19 protein-coding genes are annotated in these 25,234 nt (G+C 33.7%); 13 read left to right on the top strand and 6 right to left on the bottom strand.

Translation table 11 applies throughout. From position 1 onward, the window contains the following. Window positions 1-25 precede the first annotated feature (25 nt). The 3 genes from kbl to GFJ94_RS02030 all read left to right on the top strand — a co-directional run bounded on the left by kbl (window position 26) and on the right by GFJ94_RS02030 (window position 5,571). Window positions 26-1,222, top strand: a complete 1,197-nt coding sequence (gene kbl, locus GFJ94_RS02040) for a glycine C-acetyltransferase (RefSeq protein ID WP_153199897.1) — start codon at window positions 26-28, stop codon at window positions 1,220-1,222. A gap of 104 nt (window positions 1,223-1,326) precedes the next feature. Beyond that, window positions 1,327-2,730, top strand: coding sequence for an OmpA family protein (locus GFJ94_RS02035; protein WP_153199895.1), 1,404 nt, complete (start codon window positions 1,327-1,329; stop codon window positions 2,728-2,730). A 63-nt stretch (window positions 2,731-2,793) separates the two neighbouring features. Beyond that, window positions 2,794-5,571 (top strand): PD-(D/E)XK nuclease family protein, encoded by a 2,778-nt coding sequence (locus tag GFJ94_RS02030; RefSeq protein ID WP_153199893.1) that lies wholly within the window; start codon window positions 2,794-2,796, stop codon window positions 5,569-5,571. 61 nt (window positions 5,572-5,632) lie between these two features. Here GFJ94_RS02030 and GFJ94_RS02025 read toward each other — a convergent pair whose 3' ends face one another. Beyond that, window positions 5,633-6,415 (bottom strand): alpha/beta fold hydrolase, encoded by a 783-nt coding sequence (locus GFJ94_RS02025; protein WP_153199891.1) that lies wholly within the window; start codon window positions 6,413-6,415, stop codon window positions 5,633-5,635. 170 nt (window positions 6,416-6,585) lie between these two features. Here GFJ94_RS02025 and GFJ94_RS02020 point away from each other — a divergent pair, with 170 nt between their 5' ends. Next, the gene (locus GFJ94_RS02020; RefSeq protein ID WP_153199890.1) at window positions 6,586-6,978 is read left to right on the top strand and encodes a DUF1398 domain-containing protein; all 393 of its coding nucleotides are present in this window, start codon (window positions 6,586-6,588) and stop codon (window positions 6,976-6,978) included. Window positions 6,979-7,127: 149 nt separating this feature from the next. Here the strand turns inward: GFJ94_RS02020 and GFJ94_RS02015 are convergent, their stop codons facing one another. Next, the gene (locus GFJ94_RS02015; protein WP_153199888.1) at window positions 7,128-8,420 is read right to left on the bottom strand and encodes an aminopeptidase P family protein; all 1,293 of its coding nucleotides are present in this window, start codon (window positions 8,418-8,420) and stop codon (window positions 7,128-7,130) included. 87 nt (window positions 8,421-8,507) lie between these two features. Further along, window positions 8,508-9,419 carry a hypothetical protein gene (locus GFJ94_RS02010; protein ID WP_153199886.1) on the bottom strand — a complete coding sequence of 304 codons (912 nt, stop codon included), beginning with the start codon at window positions 9,417-9,419 and terminating at the stop codon, window positions 8,508-8,510. Between the two features lie 101 nt (window positions 9,420-9,520). Between GFJ94_RS02010 and GFJ94_RS02005 the strand changes: the two genes are divergently transcribed. The 8 genes from GFJ94_RS02005 to GFJ94_RS01970 all read left to right on the top strand — a co-directional run bounded on the left by GFJ94_RS02005 (window position 9,521) and on the right by GFJ94_RS01970 (window position 20,344). Then, window positions 9,521-10,153 carry a thymidine kinase gene (locus GFJ94_RS02005; RefSeq protein ID WP_153199884.1) on the top strand — a complete coding sequence of 211 codons (633 nt, stop codon included), beginning with the start codon at window positions 9,521-9,523 and terminating at the stop codon, window positions 10,151-10,153. A 1-nt stretch (window position 10,154) separates the two neighbouring features. Continuing rightward, window positions 10,155-12,599: a bifunctional UDP-N-acetylmuramoyl-tripeptide:D-alanyl-D-alanine ligase/alanine racemase gene (locus GFJ94_RS02000; RefSeq protein ID WP_153199881.1), complete on the top strand. Its 2,445-nt coding sequence runs from the start codon at window positions 10,155-10,157 to the stop codon at window positions 12,597-12,599. Window positions 12,600-12,664: 65 nt separating this feature from the next. Then, window positions 12,665-13,042: a large conductance mechanosensitive channel protein MscL gene (gene mscL / locus GFJ94_RS01995; protein ID WP_153199880.1), complete on the top strand. Its 378-nt coding sequence runs from the start codon at window positions 12,665-12,667 to the stop codon at window positions 13,040-13,042. Between the two features lie 539 nt (window positions 13,043-13,581). Next, window positions 13,582-14,571 (top strand): aspartate-semialdehyde dehydrogenase, encoded by a 990-nt coding sequence (locus GFJ94_RS01990; protein WP_153199878.1) that lies wholly within the window; start codon window positions 13,582-13,584, stop codon window positions 14,569-14,571. 237 nt (window positions 14,572-14,808) lie between these two features. Further along, window positions 14,809-15,117, top strand: coding sequence for a hypothetical protein (locus GFJ94_RS01985; RefSeq protein ID WP_153199876.1), 309 nt, complete (start codon window positions 14,809-14,811; stop codon window positions 15,115-15,117). Window positions 15,118-15,181: 64 nt separating this feature from the next. Further along, entirely contained in the window at window positions 15,182-17,563 is a 2,382-nt protein-coding gene (locus GFJ94_RS01980) for a TonB-dependent receptor plug domain-containing protein (protein ID WP_238989423.1), read from the top strand. A gap of 11 nt (window positions 17,564-17,574) precedes the next feature. After that, a complete protein-coding gene (locus tag GFJ94_RS01975) occupies window positions 17,575-18,129 on the top strand; it encodes a type 1 periplasmic binding fold superfamily protein (protein ID WP_153199874.1) in 555 nt (184 codons plus the stop codon). Between the two features lie 109 nt (window positions 18,130-18,238). Further along, entirely contained in the window at window positions 18,239-20,344 is a 2,106-nt protein-coding gene (locus tag GFJ94_RS01970) for a prolyl oligopeptidase family protein (protein WP_153199872.1), read from the top strand. 44 nt (window positions 20,345-20,388) lie between these two features. Here the strand turns inward: GFJ94_RS01970 and GFJ94_RS01965 are convergent, their stop codons facing one another. Further along, complete coding sequence (locus tag GFJ94_RS01965) at window positions 20,389-20,883, bottom strand: hypothetical protein (protein ID WP_153199870.1); 495 nt, start codon at window positions 20,881-20,883, stop codon at window positions 20,389-20,391. Between the two features lie 466 nt (window positions 20,884-21,349). Between GFJ94_RS01965 and GFJ94_RS01960 the strand changes: the two genes are divergently transcribed. Next, window positions 21,350-22,734 (top strand): IS3 family transposase gene (locus GFJ94_RS01960; RefSeq protein WP_370513779.1). Its coding sequence is split into 2 segments (ribosomal slippage): window positions 21,350-21,665 and window positions 21,665-22,734, totalling 1,386 coding nucleotides; the frame shifts between segments, so codons are not numbered across the junction. 213 nt (window positions 22,735-22,947) lie between these two features. On the opposite strand, the gene GFJ94_RS01955 is transcribed toward GFJ94_RS01960, so the two are convergent. Both GFJ94_RS01955 and GFJ94_RS01950 read right to left on the bottom strand, forming a co-directional pair. After that, window positions 22,948-24,204, bottom strand: a complete 1,257-nt coding sequence (locus GFJ94_RS01955) for a T9SS type A sorting domain-containing protein (protein WP_153199868.1) — start codon at window positions 24,202-24,204, stop codon at window positions 22,948-22,950. A gap of 16 nt (window positions 24,205-24,220) precedes the next feature. Further along, a complete protein-coding gene (locus tag GFJ94_RS01950; protein ID WP_238989422.1) occupies window positions 24,221-24,973 on the bottom strand; it encodes a polysaccharide lyase family 7 protein in 753 nt (250 codons plus the stop codon). Window positions 24,974-25,234: the final 261 nt, after the last annotated feature.

Genomic DNA, 25,234 nt, shown 5'->3' with positions numbered 1-25,234 from the left:
CACAACCATAAACGATTAACATATTATGTACGGAAAAATCCAACAACACCTACAAAACGAATTAAATACCATTGAAGAAAACGGATTATTTAAAAAAGAACGCATTATTACTTCACCTCAAGGAGCAGAAATTACGATTTCGACCGGTGAAACAGTTTTAAATTTTTGCGCAAACAATTATTTAGGATTATCATCTCACCAAGAAGTAGTGCAAGCAGCGAAAGATGCTTTAGATTCTCACGGTTTTGGAATGTCATCAGTACGCTTTATTTGTGGAACTCAAGATATCCACAAAGAATTAGAACAAAAAATCGCAAATTTCTACGGAACAGAAGATACTATTTTATATGCAGCCGCTTTTGATGCTAACGGAGGAGTTTTCGAACCTTTATTAGGAGAAGAAGATTGTATTATTTCTGATTCTTTGAATCACGCTTCAATTATTGATGGCGTTCGTTTGTGTAAAGCAGCACGTTACCGTTACGAAAACAATAATATGGAAGACTTAGAGCAACAGCTTGTAAAAGCATCTGAAGCAGGTCACCGTTTTAAATTAATTGTTACTGACGGAGTTTTTTCAATGGACGGTTTAGTAGCGCCATTAGATAAAATTTGCGATTTAGCTGATAAGTATGACGCTTTAGTAATGGTTGACGAATGTCACGCTGCTGGTTTCATTGGCGCAACAGGAAAAGGAACATTAGAAGCAAAAGGAGTAATGGGAAGAGTAGATATCATCACTGGAACTTTAGGAAAAGCTTTAGGCGGAGCTATGGGAGGTTATACAACAGCCAAAAAAGAAATCATTGAAATTTTACGTCAACGTTCACGTCCGTATTTGTTTTCAAATTCATTGGCGCCTTCAATTGTGGGAGCTTCATTAAAAGTTTTCGAATTATTAGAAAAAGATACCACACTAAGAGATAAATTAGAATGGAATACCAATTACTTCAAAGCTGGATTAAGAAAAGCTGGTATTGATTTTATTGATGGAGATTCGGCAATTGTTCCAGTAATGTTATATGATGCCAAATTATCGCAAATTATGGCAGAAGAACTGTTAAAAAAAGGAATCTATGTTATAGGGTTTTTCTTTCCAGTTGTGCCAAAGGATAAAGCACGTATTCGTGTACAATTATCAGCGGCACATACACAAGTACATTTGGATATAGCAATTAATGCTTTTACAGAAGTTGCAAAAAATTTAGGCATAATCAAGTAAAATCCGACAAATATGTAAATTTTTTTAACAAAACTTTTTGTAGTTAAAAAAAACGTATTACTTTTGTTCCAATTATAACGCATTGTAATTAAATAAAAACAAGTATGAAACATCTTAACAAATTATTTGCTGCGGCTTTATTGTTTGCTGGTTTAACATCACAAGCACAAGACAGCAACAACCCTTGGGCAGTGTCTTTTGGGGTAAATGGAGTTGACACTAAAGTTAGTGCTGTTGGAAATGACAGTCCAAAATTCATCCAATTAATTAACGTTGAAGATAACTGGAATATTTTACCTTCAGTTTCTTATTTAAATGTATCTAGATACGTTGGTGATGGTTTTTCATTTGGTTTAACAGGTTCTGTTAACAAAATTGACAAATGGATTTCAAGAGTTCCAGGAACTGAGTCTACTGACAATGTTTTTGATCCAGGAAATTTATCTTATTACGGTATTGATGCTGTAATTAAGTATAGCTTTATGGATTTATTAAAATCAAAATGGTTAGATCCATCTATTAATCTTGGTGGAGGTTATAACTTTATTGGTGATGCTTCTGCAGGTACAGTAAATGGAGGTTTGGGATTAACATTCTGGATTACTGAGCAAGTTGGTTTACAATTTCAATCTACTTATAAACATTCATTTGACGATACAAGAGTTCCAAACGCAGATATACCAACTCATATTCAACATTTTGCTGGTTTAACTTTCAAATTTGGAGGTAAAGATACAGATGGTGATGGAATTTATGACAAAGATGATGCATGTCCAGAAGTTGCTGGTTTACCAGAATTCAAAGGTTGTCCAGATACTGATAGTGATGGTATTCAAGATTCAGAAGATGCATGTCCAGAGCAAGCAGGTCCTAAAGAATTTAACGGATGTCCTGATAGAGATGGAGATGGAATTATCGATAATGAAGATAATTGTCCAGATGACAAAGGAACTAAAATCATGAAAGGTTGCCCAGATGCAGATGGAGATGGAGTAGCTGATAAAGATGATAATTGTCCAACAATTGCTGGTCCAAAAGAAAATGCAGGTTGTCCATGGCCAGATACTGATAGTGACGGTGTTGCAGATAAAGATGACAAATGTCCAACAGTTGCAGGTACTGTAGCTAACTTTGGTTGTCCAGAAATTTCTGACGATACAATGAAAAAATTAAATGATTATGGTAAAACTATTTTGTTTGATACAGGTAAAGCATCTTTCCATAAATCAACAATGCCAGTTTTAGAAGCTATGGTTGCTATCTTAAAAGAGTATCCATCTGCTAAATTCCATATCAGCGGACATACAGATTCAGTAGGTTCTGATGCACTTAACTTAAGATTATCTAAAGAAAGAGCTTTAGCTGTTGAAAAATTTTTAGAAAGTAAAGGTATTGCTGACGATAGATTATCTTCAGATGGTTACGGTGAAACAAAACCAATTGCTTCTAACAAAACAAAAGCTGGAAGATCTCAAAACAGAAGAGTAGAAGTTACTTTAATGAAATAATTTCTTCTAAAATATAATTGGAAAACGCCTCGATTTATCGGGGCGTTTTTTTATTTTTATAAAATGAAACAAGAGACTTTTTTAGACAAGTTAAGTGCGACTATTTTATCCCCATCCGATGTTCAATTATCGAATTGTTTGATTGTTTTACCCAATAAAAGAGCCAAAGTGTTTCTTTTAGAAAGTTTAAAAAATCAATTAGAAGTCACTTCGTTTGCGCCAATTATAATTAGTATTGAAGATTTTATTCAGGAAATTTCGGGTCTTCGAACAATTGATCCTATTGAATTGTTATTCGAATTTTACGAAGTATATCTTTCCGTTACCGAAAAAACGAAACAACAATCGTTTGAAGAGTTTGCTACTTGGGCAAAAACAGCTATTCAAGATTTTAATGAAATCGACCGATATTTATTGCCACCAAATCATGTTTTTTCTTATTTAGAAGATATTGAAGCCTTAAAAAGATGGAATTTAGAACCATCAAATACCACCAAATTAATCGACACACATCTAGAGTTTTGGGCAAAATTACCTTTGTATTATGAATCTTTTTATAATCATTTATTAAAAAAAGAAATTGGTTATCAAGGTCTATTGTACAGAGAAGCGGTTAAAAACTTAATTCCGTTTACCACAACGATTACGAATCAAATCTATTTTGCAGGTTTCAATGCTTTAAATCAAGCGGAAGAACGAGTATTCAAACATTTAGCTAACGAGAATAAAGCCAAAATATATTGGGATATCGATAAAGTTTTTCTGAATGATTTCTATCATGATGCGGGTTTATTTATTCGAAAGTTTAAAAATGAGTGGAAACCTTTTGTTAATCAAGATTTCGAATGGGTTGTCAACCATTTTAGTGAAGAAAAAAACATCGAAATTATTGGAACGCCAAAAAGTATTGGTCAAGCTAAAATTGTTGGTACTATTATTGAAAAAATTCAATCTGAAAACCCAAATTTGGAAAAAACCGCTGTTGTTCTTGGCGATGAAAATCTGTTGCTTCCTGTTTTATACGGTTTGCCTGAATCGGTAGATGCGTTGAATATAACAATGGGTTATCCAAGTAAAAATAATCCTGCACAATTGTTGATTAGCAAGTTGTTTAAGTTGCATACTAATGCCAAACAGCGAAACGAAAAAAGCTATACCTTTTATTACAAAGAAGTTTTAGATATTTTAAATCATCCTTTGGTGGAACCGTATTGTAAAGTGGAAGAAGTGGTAAAAGTGATTAACAATAACAATTTTACTTTCTTCTCCAATCAAAAATTATTCAGTTTATACGAAGAGAAATATCCTAATTCAGAAAATAAATTCTTTCAATTGTTATTCACACGCTGGGATGATTCTATTTCAGACATTTTAGCGAACTTAAATGCGATTTTACTTACCATAAAATCCTATTTAAGCAATGACGATGCCGAAGAAAAAGTTACGAAAGCTTTCGTGTATTCGGTTTTTAAAACCATTAACAAATTAACCAATTATCACGAAACCTATAATCAAATCGAAAGTTTGCAATCACTTCAGGCAATTTACAAGCAAATCATCGATTTAGCGGAAGTTTCTTTCGAAGGCGAACCATTGAGCGGTCTTCAGGTAATGGGGGTTTTAGAAAGTCGTGTATTGGATTTTGAAAATGTGATTATTACTTCGGTAAACGAAGGTAAATTTCCCGCTGGAAAATCACAGAATTCGTTCATTCCGTATGATGTGAAGAAAGAATTGGGTTTGCCTACGTACAAAGAAAAAGATGCGATTTATTGCTATCACTTTTATCATTTGTTGTTACGTGCGAAAAACGTTTGGTTGCTTTATAACACCGACAACGAAGGAATTGATGCCGGCGAAAAAAGCCGATTCATTACCCAATTAGAAATCGAAAAACAACCGAAACACATTATTACCAGTACAATCTATAACGCCGTTTTACCCGAAAAAGCATACGAACCTGTTACCATTCCAAAAACTGATAAAATTTTAACGCGTTTAAACGAAATCGCAACCGATAAAGGCTTTTCACCATCGTCGTTGACGAATTATATCCGAAATCCGTTACAGTTTTATATGCAACGTATTTTACGCATTAACGAAGCGGATGAAGTGGAAGAAAACATCGCAGTGAATACCTTGGGAACCATTATTCACAATGCTTTGGAAGAATTGTATACACCTTATTTGAATCTGTATTTAGCATTGCATCATATTGAAGCGATGGAAACTAAAATTGACGAGGTGATTCTAAAACATTTCAAAGAAATTTACAAAGAAGGCGAAATCACAAAAGGGAAAAACCTGTTAGCTTTTGAAGTAGCGAAACGAAATGTCTACAATTTTCTACAATTGGAAAAGAAAGATATCCAAGAAGGTCAAGCGATAAAAGTACTATTGTTGGAAGCTAGTTTATCTTGTGAAATTGAAGTGAAATCGTTGTCATTTCCAATAAAAATTGCAGGTAAAGTCGACCGAATAGAAGAACGAAACGGCGCCATCCGAATCATCGATTACAAAACTGGAAAAGTAGTTGGAAACAGCTTAAAAATTCTAGATTTTGCCGATTTAGCTTCCGATATAAAAAATGAAAAAATCATTCAGTTGTTGTGTTATGCGTTGATGTTTGAAAATCATGAATTGAAACAAAACCGAGAAGTTTCAGCTGGAATTGTTTCGTTCAAAAATATGAAAAACGGTTTTTTACCTTTCGGATTAGGAAAAGGGAAAGAGGCAGAACTTGTTATTTCAAACGAAATTTTAGAAAATTTTAAATCAGAATTAGAAATGTTGATTGTAGAAATTTTTAATCCAGAAATTCCGTTTAAAGAGAAAGTATAACTTAACCACAAAGGACACAAAGTAATTACACTAAGTTCACAAAGCTTGGTGTTTCTTGTGGTTAAACGCTTTTCAAAAAACCACTCAAAACCGACAACAATTCCGCCTTATTTTCAAAATGACTCATGTGACCGTCTTCAAAAGTGGTAAGTTGTACTTGTGTGCCTTCGATTTGTTCTAAATTGTCTTCGTAGTTTAAAACAGGATCTTTTTTTCCTAAAATGATTTGAATTGGATAAGGCGCAAAATGCAAAAGAACTTCGCGGTCTTTTCTGATTTTCATGCCTTCTAATGACGCAACAATACCTTGAAGTGGTGTTTTTAAAGCTTCCAATTTTACTTCTTCGATAATATCCGCTAAACGGTCGCGATTGTCTTCACTAAATAAATTGGCAATACTCATGCGAATAAAAGCCGAATAATTTTGCTTCACCGCTACAATAGCACGGTCACGATTTGCTTTTCGTTCGTCGCTATCAGCTCTTGAAGTAGAGTTTTGTAATACAATTCCTTTGATATTATCGGGATACAATTCAGCGAAAGCCAACGCTACATAACCGCCCATCGAATGTCCAATCAAAACCGCTTTCCTGACTTTTAATTCGTGCAACACATGATGCACCATATCGGCTTGGTCTTCCATCGTGTGGACATAACCTAGACATTCCGTTTCACCATGACCTAATAAATCAATAGTAATGATGCGATGCTTTTTAACTAATTCAGGAATAAATACCTTCCACATCAATTGATTTTCCAAAAAACCATGCAATAAAACCACAGCCGTTCCTTTTCCTTGGTCGGTGTAACTGATTTTAGTGTTTTTGAAGTTCGTGGTTTTCATGTGGGCAAAGTTAGGGTTTAAACGCAAAGGGCGCAAAGTTTTTTCGCGAAGTACGCAAGGATTGTTTCATCACAAACTTGTCATTCCGTAGGAATCTCATTAAGAGATGTTTTCCAGCATGACAAAATTGTGTAAAAAAACGTATTTTTGCATTATAAAATTATTCTCTCATGTTCACCATCCAACAAATCCACGATGCACACGCCAAAGTAAAAAGCGGTGCCGATTTTCCAAAATACATGCAAGACATTATGGCGCTTGGTGTTAATTCATTCGAAACGTTTGTATTTGATAATCATACCAATTATTATGGCGCTAATGATTTTCAAACATCGTCAGAAGGTTTTTCAGAAACCATAACTATCGCTGATGAAAGTAACGTTGAGCAATTCAAATCAGACTTAAAATCGCACCAACAAGGCAACACTGATTACATGACGTTTTTAAATGATTGCGCCAAATCAGGTGTTGAAAAATGGATTGTAGTGATGGATAAAATGACGTGCAGTTACTACGATAAAGTGGGGAATGAAATGGTGGTGGAAGTGATTCCATCTGTTTAGTTTCAACACAAACTTGTCATTCCGTAGAAACCTCATTAAGAAATGCTTAACAGCATGACAAGTTTGCGTTGAGCTTTGAGTATAAAAAAACGGCTCACATTTTTGCAAGCCGCCTTTTAAACTTATAACCTTGTAAACTCTTAAGCTAATTAAGCATTCATTATCGCTTCAATTTCTTCAATTTCAATCGGAATATTGCGCATTAAGTTGAATGCAGCACCTTTTTCTTGAATTACCATATCGTCTTCCAAACGAATACCAAAACCTTCTTTTGGAATGTAAATTCCAGGTTCAACTGTGAATACCATGTTGGCTTGCATTGGTTCGTGTAATAATCCGTAATCATGTGTGTCTAATCCCATGTGGTGCGAAGTGCCGTGCATGAAATATTTTTTATACGCTGGCCAATCTGGATTTTCGTTTTGCACGTCGGCTTTGTCGATTAATCCTAAACCTAACAATTCAGAAGTCATGATTTTGCCCACTTCTACATGATATTGTTTCCATAATGTTCCTGGAACCAACATTTTTGTAGCTTCGTTTTTCACATTTAAAACTGCTTGATAAACTGCTTTTTGTCTATCTGTAAAACGACCTGAAACAGGAACCATACGCGTCATATCGCTTGAATAATTAGCATATTCTGCACCAACGTCTAATAAAATCAAATCGCCAGCTTTACATTGTTGGTTGTTTTCGATGTAATGCAACACATTTGCATTGTTTCCAGAAGCGATAATTGGCGTGTAAGCAAAACCTTTCGAACGATTTCTTAGGAATTCATGTGCAAATTCAGCTTCGATTTCGTATTCCATAACGCCTGGTTTTACGAAATTCAATACACGTCTAAAACCTTTTTCAGTAATATCACACGCTTTTTGGATTAAATCCAATTCTTCGCTTTCTTTTATCGAACGCAATCTTTGTAAAATAGGATTCGATTTTTCTACTTTGTGTGCTGGATAATTTTCTTTCCACCATTTCACAAAACGTGCTTCACGAGTTTCTGTTTCAACAACGGCTCTGTAATGTTCGTTGGTGTTGATGTAGATTGTTTCAGCATACACCATAACTTCTTTCAACGTCTTGTGGAAATCTTGTAACCAAATCACCGATTTAATTCCAGAAACTTCAAAAGCTCTTTCTTTAGTCAGTTTTTCGCCTTCCCAAATCGCGATATGCTCATTCGTTTCTTTTAAAAATAAAATTTCTTTCAAATGTTCGTAAGGCGCATCTGGAAAAAGCAATAAGATACTTTCTTCTTGGTCAACACCTGATAAATATAAAATATCTCTATGTTGTGCAAAAGGCAAAGTAGAATCGGCAGAAACTGGATAAATATCGTTTGAATTGAATATTGCAACACTATTAGGTTTCATTTGAGCTGTAAATTTTGCTCTGTTTTTCACGTATAAATCGCGGTCTATTTGATGGTATTTCATGATATGTAATAATATATTAAATTAAATTTTAGTGAAACTGAAGAAAATAAAATCTTAATTCAAGATTAAGATTTGTAAAAAGATATTTCAATAAAACTTCTTCTCCACAATTTCCATGAAACGCGTTTCGAATTCTTCGTTGCCTTCCCAATTATTGTAATCCGGTTTTACGAAATCCAAAACAAAAGATTTTGCTTCTTCAAAACTATCAAACGTATTTAATTGCGAAATTACACGATTAAAATCGTCCGAACTTCCGCCAAATAATTTCTTTTCAAATCCGATTCTATCGTTCAAACCAAAAGAAATCGTTTTGTTTAATCTGTCGTTTAATGAGCTTATTTTTGGCTCTTGGCTTACTTTTTCGAAAGTTGCTTTTACTTCTTCTTCCAATACTTTTGGCGTTTCAGCCACTACAGGTTCTGGTTGAATTTCTTCCTTAACTTCTTCAATTGGAGTTACAGCTTCAAAAATAGTTTCGTTTGCTTTTTCAACTTCAACTGGAACATCTTCAACTTTTACAAAATCTAATTCTTTGTAATCGTGTACTAATAAATCTTCAAACGAAATTTGTTTCGCTGGTTCTTCTGCTTTTGGAGTTTCGGCAACTGGTTCTTCTTTGATTATTTCTTCCTCTTCATCATCATCTTCGACAATTAATTCTGCAATTACGACTTTTTCTTCCGCTATGGGTTCAGATTTCGTTTCTTCAATTTCTGGAGAAGATTCAATTGCAACTTCCGCTGGAGTTTCAACGAATTTATCCTGAATAGGTGCATCGAAAACTTCGGTTGGTTTAGCTTCTAATTTTTCAGCTAAAACTTCTTCCGAAATTTCGTTTTTTACCAATTCGAAATTCTCTTCATAAAAACGTAAAATCGTCAATTGATCGTACAAATTTTTAGCTTCTTGCTGTAATTGAACGGTTTCTGAATGGTTTTTTAACTTTAAAATTCGGTGCGCAATACTGATTAATTCAGCGGATATTCTTTTCTTCATAACTTTAGGCTGTAGCGTTTACTATATCGATTGTTTTTTACTATTTTTGTTTTGCTTACAAATGTAGCAGAAAATAATTTTTAACGTACGAAAGATACAAAATGTTTCTCGAAAATACCGTAAATCAACAAGAACAATTTGGCTGGATTGAAGTAATTTGTGGCTCCATGTTTTCGGGTAAAACCGAAGAATTGATTCGCCGCCTAAAACGCGCTCAGTTTGCCAAACAAAAAGTAGAAATCTTCAAACCGGCTGTCGATACTCGATATGACGATGAAATGGTAGTTTCGCACAACAAAAATGAAATTCGTTCTACGCCTGTGCCAATTGCTCAAAATATTCGAATTTTAGCACAAGGTTGCGATGTAGTAGGTATTGACGAAGCCCAATTTTTCGACGAAGAAATTGTTGCCGTTTGTAATGATTTAGCAAATTCAGGAATTCGAGTGATTGTGGCTGGATTGGATATGGATTTTAAAGGAAATCCTTTCGGACCAATGCCGGCACTAATGGCTACAGCTGAATATGTTACAAAAGTACATGCGGTTTGTACACGCACTGGAAATTTAGCGCATTATAGTTTTAGAAAATCGGATGATAAAAGACTGGTAATGCTTGGTGAAACCGAAGAATACGAGCCACTAAGTCGTGCAGCCTATTTTAAAGCCATGCGTGAAAACATGGAAGTAAAAGATGTTGAAATTGTAAACAAGCAAAAAGACGATAATCAATAAATTGAACCTCAACCTTTCTCATATTATTTCGTTTTGTAAAGGCGTTTTTCACGGAAATTCGACTGAGTTTACCGCAAGTCACATTTCGATTGACAGCCGTTCGTTACAAAATGGAAGCAACACTCTGTTTTTTGCCATCAAAGGACAAAATCACGATGCGCATTTGTATTTGGAAGAGTTGATTGCAAAAGGTGTTCGCTATTTTGTGGTTGAATATATTCCAGAACATTTGTACGAAAAAGCGAATTTCATCATCGTTGAAAATTCGTTAAAAGCTTTGCAAAAAACTGCGATTGGGTATCGAAAACAATTCGATTTTCCATTTGTGGGAATTACCGGAAGCAACGGAAAAACCATCGTAAAAGAATGGCTGAATTTCCTATTGAGTCCGAATCACTTGATTGTTCGAAATCCGAAAAGTTATAATTCGCAAGTCGGAGTTCCTTTATCGATTTTAGCCATTGAGGGAAATTATGATTTAGGAATTTTTGAAGCTGGAATTTCGTTACCGAATGAAATGTCAAATTTAGAACACATCATCCAACCGAAATATGGCATTTTAACGAATATTGGTTCGGTTCACGATGAAGGTTTCCCAAATCGCGCAGCCAAAATCAAAGAGAAAATCAAACTTTTCGAAAATTGTTCCGATATTTTATTAGAAAAGAATGCTGAAATTGAAGTTTTACTTCCAAAAAACAGTCAAAAACACACTTGGAGTTTTACAGATGAAAGTGCAAATCTTTTCGTTTCGAAGAAAAATGAACATGGTAAAACCGAATTAACTTTCAAAAATGAAAACAAATCATTTAGCGTAACTGTTCCGTTTTTAGATGAAATTTCAATTGAAAATGTAATTACTTGCGTGAATTTCATGTTGTTTTTAGGCGAAGAAATTACGTTTATACAACATCGAGTTGCGGAATTATACCCAGTAGAATTAAGACTTCAAGCTATAAAAGGCATCAATAATTGTTTGGTAATAGATGACAGTTATTCTGTGGATTATCAATCGTTGAAAATTGCATTAGATTTCTTAGAACAACAAAAATTACACGATAAAAAAACGATTATTTTATCTGATATTTTCACGAGCGGAGTAGCTGTTGAAACACTTTACAATCAGGTAAAACAATTGCTTTCGAAAAATAAAATCGAGCGCATTATAACCATTGGCGAAACCGTTGGAAAACAATTAAACGATTTACCCAATGTGATTTCGTTTGCCACTACGCAAGAATTTTTACAACAATTCAATACGCAATCGTTTCAAAACGAAACCATCTTAGTAAAAGGGGCACGTGGTTTCAACTTTCATGAAATTGTGGTTTTGTTGGAAGAGAAAAATCACGAAACCATTTTAGAAATCAATCTCGATGCGATTAGTTACAATCTGAATTTCTACAAATCCAAACTGAAGCACGACACCAAAATCATGGTGATGGTAAAAGCGTTTGGCTACGGAAATGGTGGTTATGAAATTGCGAAATTGCTCGAACATCATAAAGTCGATTATTTAGGTGTTGCGTTTGCCGATGAAGGTATCGAATTACGAAAAGCCGGAATTACGACTCCAATTATGGTTTTAAATCCTGAAAACAATAGTTTTAGAGCTATGATTGCTTATAATTTAGAGCCTGAAATTTATTCGATTACGGGTTTACAAGCGTTTTTAAAAATTGCCCAACACCAAAATATTTCCCACTACCCGATTCATATTAAATTGGATACTGGAATGCATCGCTTGGGATTTGAACCGCATTTGATAGACGAATTGTGTTCGTTATTAAAAAACAACAATTTTGTTAAGGTGAAAAGTGTGTTTTCGCATTTAGCCGCAAGTGATGATTTGCAATTCGACGATTTTACAAAATTGCAATTTCAACGCTTTGATGCGATGTATTCGAAATTAGAGAACGTATTGCCGTCAAAACCGATTCGCCATATTTTAAACACGTCTGGAATTTTCAATTATTCGAAAAAACAGATGGAAATGGTGCGATTAGGCATTGGTTTGTATGGTATTGGAAATTCGGAACAAGAATTGAAAGTGTTGGAAAATGTAAGCACTTTAAAAACGATCATTTCTCAAATAAGAGAAGTTTCAGCCGAAGAAAGCATTGGTTACAGCCTAAGATTTCGAGTGACTCAAAAAATGAAAGTTGCTACGATACCAATTGGTTATGCCGATGGCATCAGAAGAGCTTGGGGCAATGAGAAAGGATTTGTTACCATCAATAATCAAAAAGCGACTATCTTAGGTTCCATTTGTATGGACATGATGATGGTGGATGTTACGAATATTTCCTGCAATACCGGAGATGAAGTGATTGTTTTTGGAAAAAATCCAAAAGTAACAGAGATGGCAAGTGTTATTGGCACGATACCTTATGAAATTCTGACTGGGATTTCGCAACGTGTGAAGCGAATTTTTTATAAAAATTAACAACTTGTTTTAAATTTTGTATATTCGTTATACTTAAATTAAAACTAACTCTTAAAATTAAAACTATGGGAATGATTTCAGAATTTAAAGATTTTATTGCTAAAGGTAACGCAATGGACTTGGCTGTCGGAGTAATTATTGGAGCTTCATTTGGAGCGATTGTAAACTCCTTGGTTTCAGATGTAATAACACCAGCCTTATTAAACCCAGCCTTAAAAGCAGCTCAAGTTGAAGATTTAGCCGGATTAAAAACCGATGGTGGTATTTTATACGGTAAATTTTTAGCAGCTGTTATTAGTTTCTTAGTTATTGCCTTTGTTATCTTTTTATTAGTAAAAGCAATGAACAGCATGAAGAAAAAGCAAGAACCAGCTCCAGCGGCTCCAACAGGACCTACACAAGAGCAATTGTTAGCTGAAATTAGAGATTTATTGAAAAAATAGTCAATACCGCTACATTATATATGCTAAATTAAACCCCGATTCGTCGGGGTATTTTTTTGATTGAAATTGATTAGATTTGTGTTAGTTTAAGTTTTGGCACGAAATACGATTCGGCGCCATCGGAATATAATAATTAATAAAAAATATGAATTTAGGTAATTCAGTAATAAGTCTTGTAATTCTAGTTTTTGGAGGTTATTTAATGTATTATATATACAAAAAGCCATCACCTATGTCAAATACCAACTTTAAAGGGATTATTGGTAGTTTAGGTTTTATTTATTTAGGATTTATGGGCTTGATTAATAAAATTGACATAATACAAATATTTAAAGATATTTTTAATATTAAGTAAAAAAATCCGTTGCAAAAAACAGATGAATTTAAAAAGTTGACAGTAAAAATTTACAATCTACACACGACATACCGGAGTGTTTTTTACATTCCTGTTACAAATCAAAACTTTTGTTATAATTTCATCAATATTTGCTAAGTCGTTTGAATATTCTATATTTTTGCAGCATTAAATAACACACACAATGAGAGTAGCCGTAGTTGGCGCTACCGGAATGGTAGGCGAAATAATGCTTCAAGTATTAGCAGAACGTAATTTTCCAGTAACGGAGTTAATTCCAGTTGCTTCTGAAAAATCAGTAGGGAAAGAAATCGAATGGAAAGGGAACTCCTATAAAGTGGTTGGTTTACAAACCGCTGTAGATATGAAACCAGAGATTGCTTTGTTTTCGGCAGGTGGAGAAACTTCCTTAGAATGGGCTCCAAAATTTGCTGAAGCAGGCACAACAGTTATCGATAATTCTTCTGCATGGCGTATGGATGCTACTAAAAAATTAGTCGTTCCAGAAATCAATGCATCGGTTTTAACTAAAGAAGATAAAATTATTGCGAATCCAAACTGTTCTACGATTCAAATGGTAATGGCTTTAGCACCTTTACACGCAAAATATGATATCAAACGTATTGTTGTTTCTACTTACCAATCCATTACAGGAACGGGAGTAAAAGCCGTACGTCAGTTAGAAAACGAATACGCTGGTATTCAAGATGAAATGGCATACAAATATCCAATTCACAGAAATGCCATTCCACAATGTGATAGTTTTGAAGCAAACGGTTACACCAAAGAAGAAATGAAATTGGTTCGTGAAACACAAAAAATCTTAAACGATAACACTATTGCCGTTACAGCAACTGCAATTCGTATTCCAGTCGTTGGCGGACACAGTGAAGCAGTAAATATTCAATTTGAAAATGATTTTGATGTAAACGAAGTACGTGAAATTTTACACAACACACCTGGCGTAACAGTTCAAGATAATTTAGATACGTTTACTTATCCAATGCCAATTTACGCACAAGGAAAAGATGATGTTTTCGTAGGTAGAATTAGAAGAGATGAAAGCCAACCCAACACCATTAATATGTGGATTGTTGCCGATAACTTAAGAAAAGGAGCGGCAACAAATACGATTCAAATTGCGGAATATTTGGTTGCAAATAACTTGGTGTAATTTTAAACACATAGACACATAGTTTATTTTAATAGATTAAGGATGTTATACTTTTTTAAGTTCACATCAAACTTAAATTCTATGTTTCTATGTGTTTCACAACATAATCACGAACTAACGAAATAAGTCATCAAAACTTAAAAATTCGTTAATTCGTGGTTTGTTTTTTGGCTTTGTTCTAAATACAGTATATTTGTAGTGGTGAAAAAGAAATTATTACATATGAATTTGTTTTTGATGCTTGCAGTATTATTTGCTGTAAGTTATCAATCTATTCACACTTTTTCACATGATCACCATTTAAAAACAGAATGTTGCGATGATTCGCATCATTTGACTTTTAAAACTTCCAAAAAAACTTTTACCGAAAGCGAAGATTGTCCTGTTTGTGATTTCAAATTCGCGGCTTTCCTTTCACCAGAAGTTTTACACTTTGACTTTATTCCTTCGTTTTACGAAATTCCGTATCAATTTAATAGTAATGAAACTAGCATTACGTTTGAAGGAAATTCGTTCTACCTTCGTGGTCCACCAGCTTTAGTTTAAAAATATATTACGACATCATTATCAAAAATAATGATACGTTGTTGTTTCATTTAAACTAAAAGAAATGCGATTCATATCGATATTATTTTTCTTTTTGGTTGGCTTTTTCGGATACGCTCAAGTTACGATTACTGGCGTTATTTCAGATGAAAATGGCTTACCACTAAGAGATGCTCACGTACACATTGCTAATAAAACTACTTCTACGGATGTTAATGGAAGTTATGTTATATCAGGCATTCCAAAAGGAAAACAGAAACTCTATATTTCGTTTATAGGCTATCATGCTATTGCCGAAACTATCGAAATTTCAAGTGATTTGACTATCAATCGTCAATTGAAATTAGATGTTACCAAATTAGACGATATCACCATTCAACAACTTTCGAATTCAAAAAGCGAAAGTAGTAATGAACAAGTCTTGAAAAGCGCTACTATTGAAAAATTTAGCAATCAAACCTTGGGTGAAGCCTTAAAAGAAGTTTCTGGCGTTTCGATTTTAAAAACCGGAAGTACTATTGTTAAACCAGTAATTAATGGTTTGCATAGCAATCGTGTGCCAATTATCAACAATAATGTTCGATTGGAAGACCAACAGTGGGGAACGGAACACGCACCTAATTTCGATATTAATGCGGCTGGAAAAATCACGGTGATTAAAGGTGCTTCAGCTTTACAATATGGTGGTGATGCTATTGGTGGAATTGTTGTCATCGAACCTGAAGTGATGAAAAAAGACACTTTAGTTGGAAAAACAATTCTCAACTTAGCCTCAAACGGAATGGGTGGAAGCTTGAGCTCAAGTCTTCAAAAAGGAAATCGCTATGGGTGGAGTTGGAATGCTTTGGGAACTTTTAAATACTTAGGCGATAGAGAAACGCCTGATTATGTATTGTCGAATTCAGGAAATCGCGAACAAAATTTTTCGGGAGGCATTCGTTTTGCTAAAGAAAAGTATAGTTTCAATGCGATGTACAGTTTTTACAATGCGCAAATTGGAATACTTAGGGCTTCTCATATTGGAAATGTAAACGATTTGTACAACTCCATTAACAACCAACAACCAAACGTAATCGAACCTTTTACTTATTTAATTGATGCTCCTAAACAAGAAGTACAACATCATTTGGCAAAAATTAATTACCAAAGATTGTTAAGTGAAAATGCTTCTATCGATTTACAATATGCGTTTCAATTCAATAATCGTTTAGAATTTGATGTGAGAAGAAATAGCGCGAATAATGATAAAGCTGCATTGGATTTACAATTAGCAACACATACTTTTTTAGCGGATTATAAGACGTTTATTGGAAATTTAAAGTTGAAATCAGGCTTGAATTTAGGTTACCAAAACAATTTTGCTAATCCAGAAACAGGTGTTCGTCCGTTAATTCCGAGTTATGAGAAATTGGATGCAGGTTTGTATGGTATTGCTGTTTATAAATTTGACAATGCTACTTCTGTAGAATCTGGAATTCGTTACGATTTTTCGACTATCGAAGCAACAAAATATTATTTGAAATCAAGATGGAACGAGCGTGGTTATGAAGCTGAATTTTCACATTTTATTGTGGGTGAAGAAGGTAATCAATGGCTAACAAAACCAACTTTTGATTATCATAATATTACAGCCAACATCGGATTTAGAAAGCAATTTCATCATGAATTGGAATGGTTAGTAAATGCGAGTTTAGCTTCTCGAAATCCAAATCCGTCAGAATTATTTAGCGATGGATTGCATCATTCTACTGGTCAAATTGAATTAGGTGATTTACGTTTGGAAAAAGAACAGGCCTATAAATTCAACACGACTTTTAAGAAAGATTGGAAATCGTTCAGCATTCAAGTTAATCCGTTTATTAATCGAATTTCGAATTTCAATTATTTGCAACCTATTGGTTTTGAAACCACTATTCGCGGTGCTTTTCCAGTTTGGGAATTCAAGCAAACAGAAGCTTTGTTGACCGGTTTTGATGTCAATACCAAGTGGGAAATTTCTAATCATTTTTCACATGAATTAGGCATGGCTTATGTAAATGGGCAAAATCTAAGCACTGACGAGTATTTAATTGATATGCCGCCATTTGTCATCAACAATAAAATTCAATATAAAGATGAATCTTGGTTCAATTTCGTAACCGAATTAAAAAGTGAAGTGGTTTTCAGACAAAATCAATTCCCGAATTACAATTTTGAAACTAATATTGTTGTAGATGATGCATTAACTCCTGTCTTGGTTGATATTAGTTCGCCACCAAAAGGCTATCATTTGTTGCACTTAAATAGTGAAATGACATTTAAAATCAATAAAAAAAACAGCTTAACCACTTCTTTCAGTGTACAAAACATAAGAAACACAACGTATCGAGATTACCTAAATCGTCAACGCTTTTTTGTAGACGAAATGGGTAGAAACATTCAAATTCAATTAAAATTTAATTATTAAAAAATCAAAACATGAAAAATTTAAAACTTATCGCGCTATTAGTAATTCCAGTAATATTTTCAACTTCTTGTTCTAACGATGATGCTCCTGTTAACGAGGAAGAAGTTATCACAACTGTAACAACAACGCTTGTTGGAGGTGGACAAACTATTACTTTAACTTCAAGAGATTTAGATGGTGACGGACCAAATGCACCAGTTATAACAGTTTCAGAAAATTTAACAGCAGGAACAACTTACACAGGTTCAACAACATTTTTAAATGAATTAGAAAGTCCAGCTGAAGATATCACAGTAGAAGTGGAAGAAGAAGGAGCTGATCATCAAGTTTTTTACCAACTTCCATCATCTATTGGAACCGTAACTTACACCGATACAGATGCTAATGGAAGACCAATAGGATTAAACTTCACTTTAGTTGCTGGAACTTCTGGCTCAACTGGAACTTTAACTGTAACCTTGAGACACTTACCAAATAAAACCGCTTCTGGAGTTTCGGGTGGCGACATCACAAATGCTGGTGGAAATACGGATGCAGCTGTTAGCTTTTCAGTTGCAGTAAACTAAAAAATTAAATCAAATTTGTTACAAAACGGCTGAAATTTCAGTCGTTTTTGTTTTTTAACAAATCTTTAAAACCCTTTTGAATATCTTTGTTATTCAACAATAAATTTTTATGAAAAAAACAATAACAATATCGGCTATTGTTTGTACACTTTTTATGAACGCACAAACAAATAAAATCAATTACCCGGAAACAAAAAAAATCGACCATGTTGACACTTATTTTGGTAAACAAATTATCGATCCTTACCGTTGGTTAGAAAACGACCGAAGTACAGAAACAGAAATGTGGGTAAAAAAACAAAATTTGATTACTTATGCGTATCTAAATAGAATTCCATATCGCAATCAGTTAAAAGATAGAATGGAGCAATTGTGGAATTACGAGAAAATTGGAGCTCCGTTCAAAGAAGGCGATTTTACGTATTACTACAAAAATAATGGACTTCAAAATCAATCGGTTTTGTACCGAAAAGACAAAGATGGTAAAGAAGAAATCTTTTTAGACCCCAATACGTTTTCAAAAGACGGAACCACTTCGTTAGGTGGGTTAAATTTTAGCAAAGACGGAAGTTTAGTGGCCTATTCAATTTCAGAAGGTGGAAGTGATTGGAGAAAAGTGATTGTAATGGAAGCAAAAACTAAAAAAATCATTGGCGATACGATTGTAGATGTGAAATTCAGTGGTGTTTCTTGGTACAAAAACGAAGGTTTCTATTATTCAAGTTATGACAAACCTGTTGGAAGCGAATTATCGGCAAAAACTGACCAACACAAATTGTATTATCACAAATTAAACACTTCGCAAAAAACAGATAAATTGGTTTTTGGTGGCGATGTAAAAAGAAGATATGTTGGTGGTGGCGTATCGGAAGATGAGAAATATCTATTTATTTCTGCTGCGAATTCAACTTCTGGAAACGAATTATATTATTTAGATTTATCAAAACCAGATGCTAAAATCGTAACGTTAATTGACAATTACGAAAACGACAATGATGTTTTAGACAATAAAGGTTCTAAAATTTATTTGGTTACGAATTACAAAGCGCCAAACAAACGCGTGGTGACTTTTGATTTGTCAAATCCTTCGAAAGAAAACTGGAAAGATTGCATCGCTGAAACCGAAAATGTATTGTCGCCAAACACAGGAAGTGGCTATATTTTCGCAAGTTATATGAAAGATGCCGTTTCATTCATTAAACAATATGACTACAACGGAAAATTAGTTCGTGATATTCAATTGCCAGGTGTTGGAACTGCTGGTGGTTTTGGCGGAAAAGAAAAAGAAACTACTTTATATTTTTCGTTTACCAATTATGTAACGCCAGGAACAACTTACACTTTTGATCCAAAAACAGGAAAATCAGCAATCTATCAAAAACCAAAAGTTGATTTTAATTCTGCAGATTATGAGTCAAAACAAGTATTTTACACTTCAAAAGATGGCACAAAAGTTCCAATGATTATTACCTATAAAAAAGGAACGAAATTAAACGGAAAAAATCCAACTGTTTTATATGGCTACGGCGGATTTAATGTGAGTTTAACTCCTGCTTTTAGTATTGCTAATGCGGTTTGGTTAGAAAATGGAGGAGTTTACGCTGTTGCGAATTTACGCGGTGGTGGAGAATACGGTAAAAAATGGCACGATGCTGGAACGCAATTAAAAAAACAAAACGTTTTTGATGATTTCATTGCTGCAGCCGAATATTTAATCAAAGAAAAATACACTTCTTCAGATTATTTAGCGATAAAAGGTGGTTCAAATGGAGGGCTTTTAGTAGGTGCGGTGATGACACAACGCCCAGATTTAGTAAAAGTAGCGTTACCAGCAGTTGGTGTTTTAGATATGTTGCGTTATCATACTTTTACAGCAGGAGCAGGTTGGGCATATGATTATGGTACATCAGAGCAAAGCAAAGAAATGTTCGAATACATCAAGGGCTATTCACCAGTTCATAACGTTAAAGCAGGTACAAAATATCCAGCAACAATGGTAACTACTGGAGATCACGATGACCGAGTGGTTCCTGCTCACAGTTTCAAATTTGCAGCTGAATTGCAAGCGAAACAAGCAGGAGAAAATCCAGTTTTAATTCGTATTGATGTAAATGCGGGTCACGGAGCAGGAAAATCTGTAGCAGCTACCATTCAAGAAAATGTAGATATGCAAGTTTTTACACTTTACAATATGGGTGTTAAAGAATTAAAGTAGAAAAGAAATACTAAAAAAAGAGCCTTATGGCTCTTTTTTTAGTATTATAATTTTGGAAGTGGTGCCCCTACAGCAATATCGCAACGATGCCCTTTTTGACCGTGAGGAGGATTCATTCCTAGAGGAGTCGATGCACCAACGATAGTTGTTGATCCGCTATTGGAATTTATATTCATCACAGGTTTTTCGATTGGTTTTTGATTAACAACTTGAGTTGTTGTTTGAGGTTGTTTTTTTTCTGCTGGTTTAGAATTCAATGGAGCCCCAACAGCAATATCACAACGATGACCTGGTTGACCATGTGGCGGATTCATACCTGGAGCAGTTTGAGTTTGAGCTGAAGTTGGTTGTTGGGCTGATTGTTGAACAACCTGCTGTTGCACTTGACCTTGATTACCAACACGCTGTTTTAACCAAGCTTCTCCAGAAAAAGGTTGCACTTGTTGTTGTTCTTCAACTGGTTTTACTTCTTCTTCTTTTTTACAAGAAAATAAAAACGTTGAACCTGTAATAATCGCTAAAATTAATTGCTTTTTCATCTTTTTCTTTTTTAGAAGTCTCAAAGATAAAATTTTATCTTTTGTTCCTAAAATGATTCCTGATTTATTGTCTTTTTCTAACAAAAAAACCTCTCAAAAATGAGAGGTTTAGTACACATAACAAGTGAAATGTCTAACAGCCTGCATGAAGAATTAGAAATTTTTGAAAGCGTATTGTGTAAAATTTCATTTGATTAAATTTTAGGATACTTTCCTAAAAAAATTTACTAAACAAAGAATTAGTTTTTTAAACTATTAAAATAATTAAATCTAAAAAATTAAAATATTTTTTTTATTTAAATCAAAAGGTTTACATTTTTATTTCATTTTTAAATCTATAGGTTTATGAAAAATACAAAACAACAATTGATAATAGAACAAGTAGATTGTAAATCGTCAGCAAAAAGTGGACTGATTTAAGTCAAAACTAAGAGAGTGTTTTCAAAATCCTTAAATTTGAATTATTATGAAAACACCCAAGAAAAAAACAGCAGAGAATTTCATCAAAGACATTCGTAGAAACACACGAAGAATCTTTAGTTCTGAACAAAAAATTCAGATTGTTATGGAAGCTTTACGAGCAGAAATGTCAGTTGCAGAATTGTGTCGTAAGTATTCCATTCATGAATCTCAGTTTTATAAGTGGAACAAAGAATTTTTGGAAGCAGGTAAAAAGCGTTTAGCAGGCGATGTAACAAGAGAAGCTACGAGTGATGAAGTAGCAGAGCTCAAGAAAGAAAATCAGTCTTTAAAAGTAATGATTGCCGATTTAGTTTTACGCTACGATATTGTAAAAAAAAGCTTAGACATGCTGGATTAACTGAAAAGTTCAAGAAATATATGCGACTTACAGTATCTGAAAAACAAGAAATCATTCACATGGTTACTCGTTCTGAAATTGGTGTTAATCGAACACTTCGGGAGATTGGAATCAACAAAAGTACTTTTTACAATTGGTATCATGCCTATAGCGAAAATGGTGTTGAAGGATTGCTTCCTACCAAAAGAGCATCAAACAGACAATGGAACAGTATTCCACAAGAGCAGAAGAATTTGGTTGTAAAATTAGCTTTAGATCATCCTGATTTGTCTTCTCGAGAATTAGCCTATAAAATCACTGATGAACAACAGATATTTCTATCAGAATCAAGTGTTTATCGGATTTTAAAGTCAAGAGGTTTAATTACAGCTCCAGCTCATATTTTTTTGAGTGCAGGTAATGAATTTACAGACAAAACAGGCTTTGTTCATCAAATGTGGCAAACGGATTTTACCTATTTTAAAATATTGGGTTGGGGTTGGTATTACTTGAGTACGGTTTTAGATGATTACAGCCGATACATTGTGCATTGGGAACTTTGCTCAAGTATGAAAGCCGATGATGTAAAAAGAACTGTGGATACTGCCATTAAAAAAGCAAAATTGGTAACTAAACAAAAACCTAAACTCTTGTCAGACAATGGTTCGTGCTATATTGCAAGCGAATTAAAAACGTATTTAAAAGACAATTATCAAATGCAACAAGTACATGGCAGACCCAATCATCCACAAACACAAGGAAAAATTGAACGCTATCACAGAACCATGAAAAACGTGGTAAAACTTGATAATTACTTTGCTCCAGAAGAATTAGAAGCTGCTTTAGACAAGTTTGTTTATCGCTATAACAATGAACGCTATCATGAATCATTAAACAACTTAACCCCAGCAGATGTCTATTTTGGAAGAGGTGAACTTATTCTAAAAGAACGTGAACGATTAAAGAAAATAGCCATTATTGGCCGAAGAAATGAGTACCAAAAATTAAAATTAACAACAAATCAAAAAAAATATTTATCTTTGAATTATTAACTAAATACTCTCTTAGGAAAAGTTCACTTTAGTTTGAAGACGTACATTCTAGGGGCTATTGTTGGTGGTATTATTTATAAAAATTTACTTCAAGATAATAATAAATAAAATTCATTAAAATCATAAAAGCGATGAATACCCATCGCTTTTTTTCTCTCAACTAATATAAAGGAAAGTTACTCAGTAATTCCTTTAAATATAACTAACATTCAACTATTCAATAATAATCTTTCTAGTAAGTACATTTTCATTACTAGTGATTTTAATAATATATATTCCAGATGTTAAGCTTGAAACATCAACAGAATTTTGTACTTTATTTATATTCAATACTTCTTTTCCTTCTAAGCTGTAGATAGAAACTACATCAATTAATTGATTGTTGCTTTCAATAAAAAGTACATCGTTTGCTGGGTTTGGATAAACTCTTAAGTTTGAAATTTCATTTTGAGCAACACCTAGAGTAGGATCAGCTACAGTAACTTCTTCCGAATAATTAAATGCTTTATCTACTGCGTAAATTTTGTAATAAGACCCAGAAACATAGGTTTCGTCAAATGTAGTATTTGTTCCTATATATACAACTGTTCCTTCAAGACTAGCTGTTCCGTTTGTAGTTGTGTTACCTATTGCATAAATACCATTTTGATTTGGATCATTATCTGCTGCTGGCATTGATGCGTATCTTACTACTACATATCCACCACCAACAAGACCATTTGTTGCGTCTGCAGCATTCGCTGGAGCTGTCCAACTAATTGTAGAGGTTCCTGCATTTTCTGTATAATAAGCACTAGCTGTTGTTACTGCTGTTGGTGCTGTTTCATCATAAGGTCCTGCATATACTACAAAATCATCAAAATTTACAGTAGCCAAATATTCATCTGCTGTTGGCGTTGATAGTCTGGCAACTGCCCAGTTTAGATTATTAAACGTTGAGCCACTTGTAATTGTAGAGTATCCTTTTGTCCATGTATTTGCTACAAATGGAACTGCATTTGTTATATCAGAAGCAACTCCACCCGAAGTACTATTCAAATAAATCCCACCATCTAAAAAGCTACCTGGATCAGTATCTGTTTTATAATGAAATTGAATAGTATATTCTGTGCTTACCTGAAAAAGTGGCGAAACAGGCGTTGGCGCTTGCAAACGTGTATTTGTTTTTGTTGGAGCAATTGCTAAAGCAAAAGAAAAGTTTCCAGATCTTGCATCTGCTGGAACATCCGAAATGGTTCTTACGGAAGAATTTGATGTAGAACTAACCGACCAATTAGTTTCACTTGGCGTACCTGTACTTCCTATTGAAGGAACAGTTGTAGTTGCTGTTTGCCCCTCTAAACCGCCATCCATTGTTGGAAATTCTCCAATAACTTGTTGCGCAAAACCGAAATTCATAAACAAAGAAAGTGCTAAAACACTATAAAATCTTTGTTGATTTTTTTCTGAAAAAAGTAATTTTGTCTTCATAATTTTGTTTTTAAGTTTAATGATTAATATTTAATTTATAATATTTTACAGTAGAATTTGCAGTTGGTTCCGTAGTTATTAGATAATTTCCTGCTTTAAAATAATTTTCAAAAGGCCATTTAGCCAAACTTATATCTTCAAAAACTTTCATGCTATTATTTACGGTGACTTCAAGTTTGCCTGTTGAAGCAATGACTTTTAAATCAAATGGTTCATATCCTATGTAACCAAAATCATGACTAATATCTGTCCACGTGCTACTTGAAACATCTAAAAGTGCATCACCTGTTGTATTTGAGTTTACTAAAGTTTTTTTGTATGCTTTTATATGTCCGTCTATCCAATATATTTTTAAAAGTGGTGGGCCATTGTTGGATAAAAATCCATGTGTTAGCATATCTGCTTGAGATATAATTCCGTGTATTTGCATCATAATTACTCTATGATAATCATAACTTGAACTAATATTGTCTTGTGTTACAGACACTAATTTTAATCTACCTTCAAAAGTACCACCTTGATTTAAAGTCCAATTAATTTTACTATTAGTTGGATTCATCATCTCTCTTAACTCTGTTCTAGAATAATTACTATTAGCTGTTGAACTAGCTGGATAGGTATAAAAAACTATAGACTCATCAGTAGTGTCATCATACATAAAAGGAATAACTGGTGCTAGGGTTCTATATCCAAAATTACTTAATTGTGCAGCAGAATATTCATCAGGACTACCATTATTGTTTTCATCAACTGGTAAAGTAACTTTCAAATTGTTAAAACTTATGTTGGCATAAGGTGATAATGGGTTTATTAATGTTGTTTCGGATATTTCATCAGTGGAATTTTGAGTAATAATTTCATCTTTACTAGAACAACTATATATAATAAGAATAACAAAAAAACATATTAAATGTTTCAAAATAGAATAAGTAAATAACTTTTTGTTTTTCATGTTTTTCTATAAAAAAATCAGAATAGTAATTCGATTAAATTTTGTATGGTTATCCAAATTGGTTTACCAAATTATAAT

Source organism: Flavobacterium sp. LMO8, from assembly GCF_009495755.1.
Taxonomy (GTDB): domain Bacteria; phylum Bacteroidota; class Bacteroidia; order Flavobacteriales; family Flavobacteriaceae; genus Flavobacterium.
The sequence above is the reverse complement of the archived record's forward strand: the minus strand, read 5'-3'. Positions and strand labels throughout refer to the sequence as shown.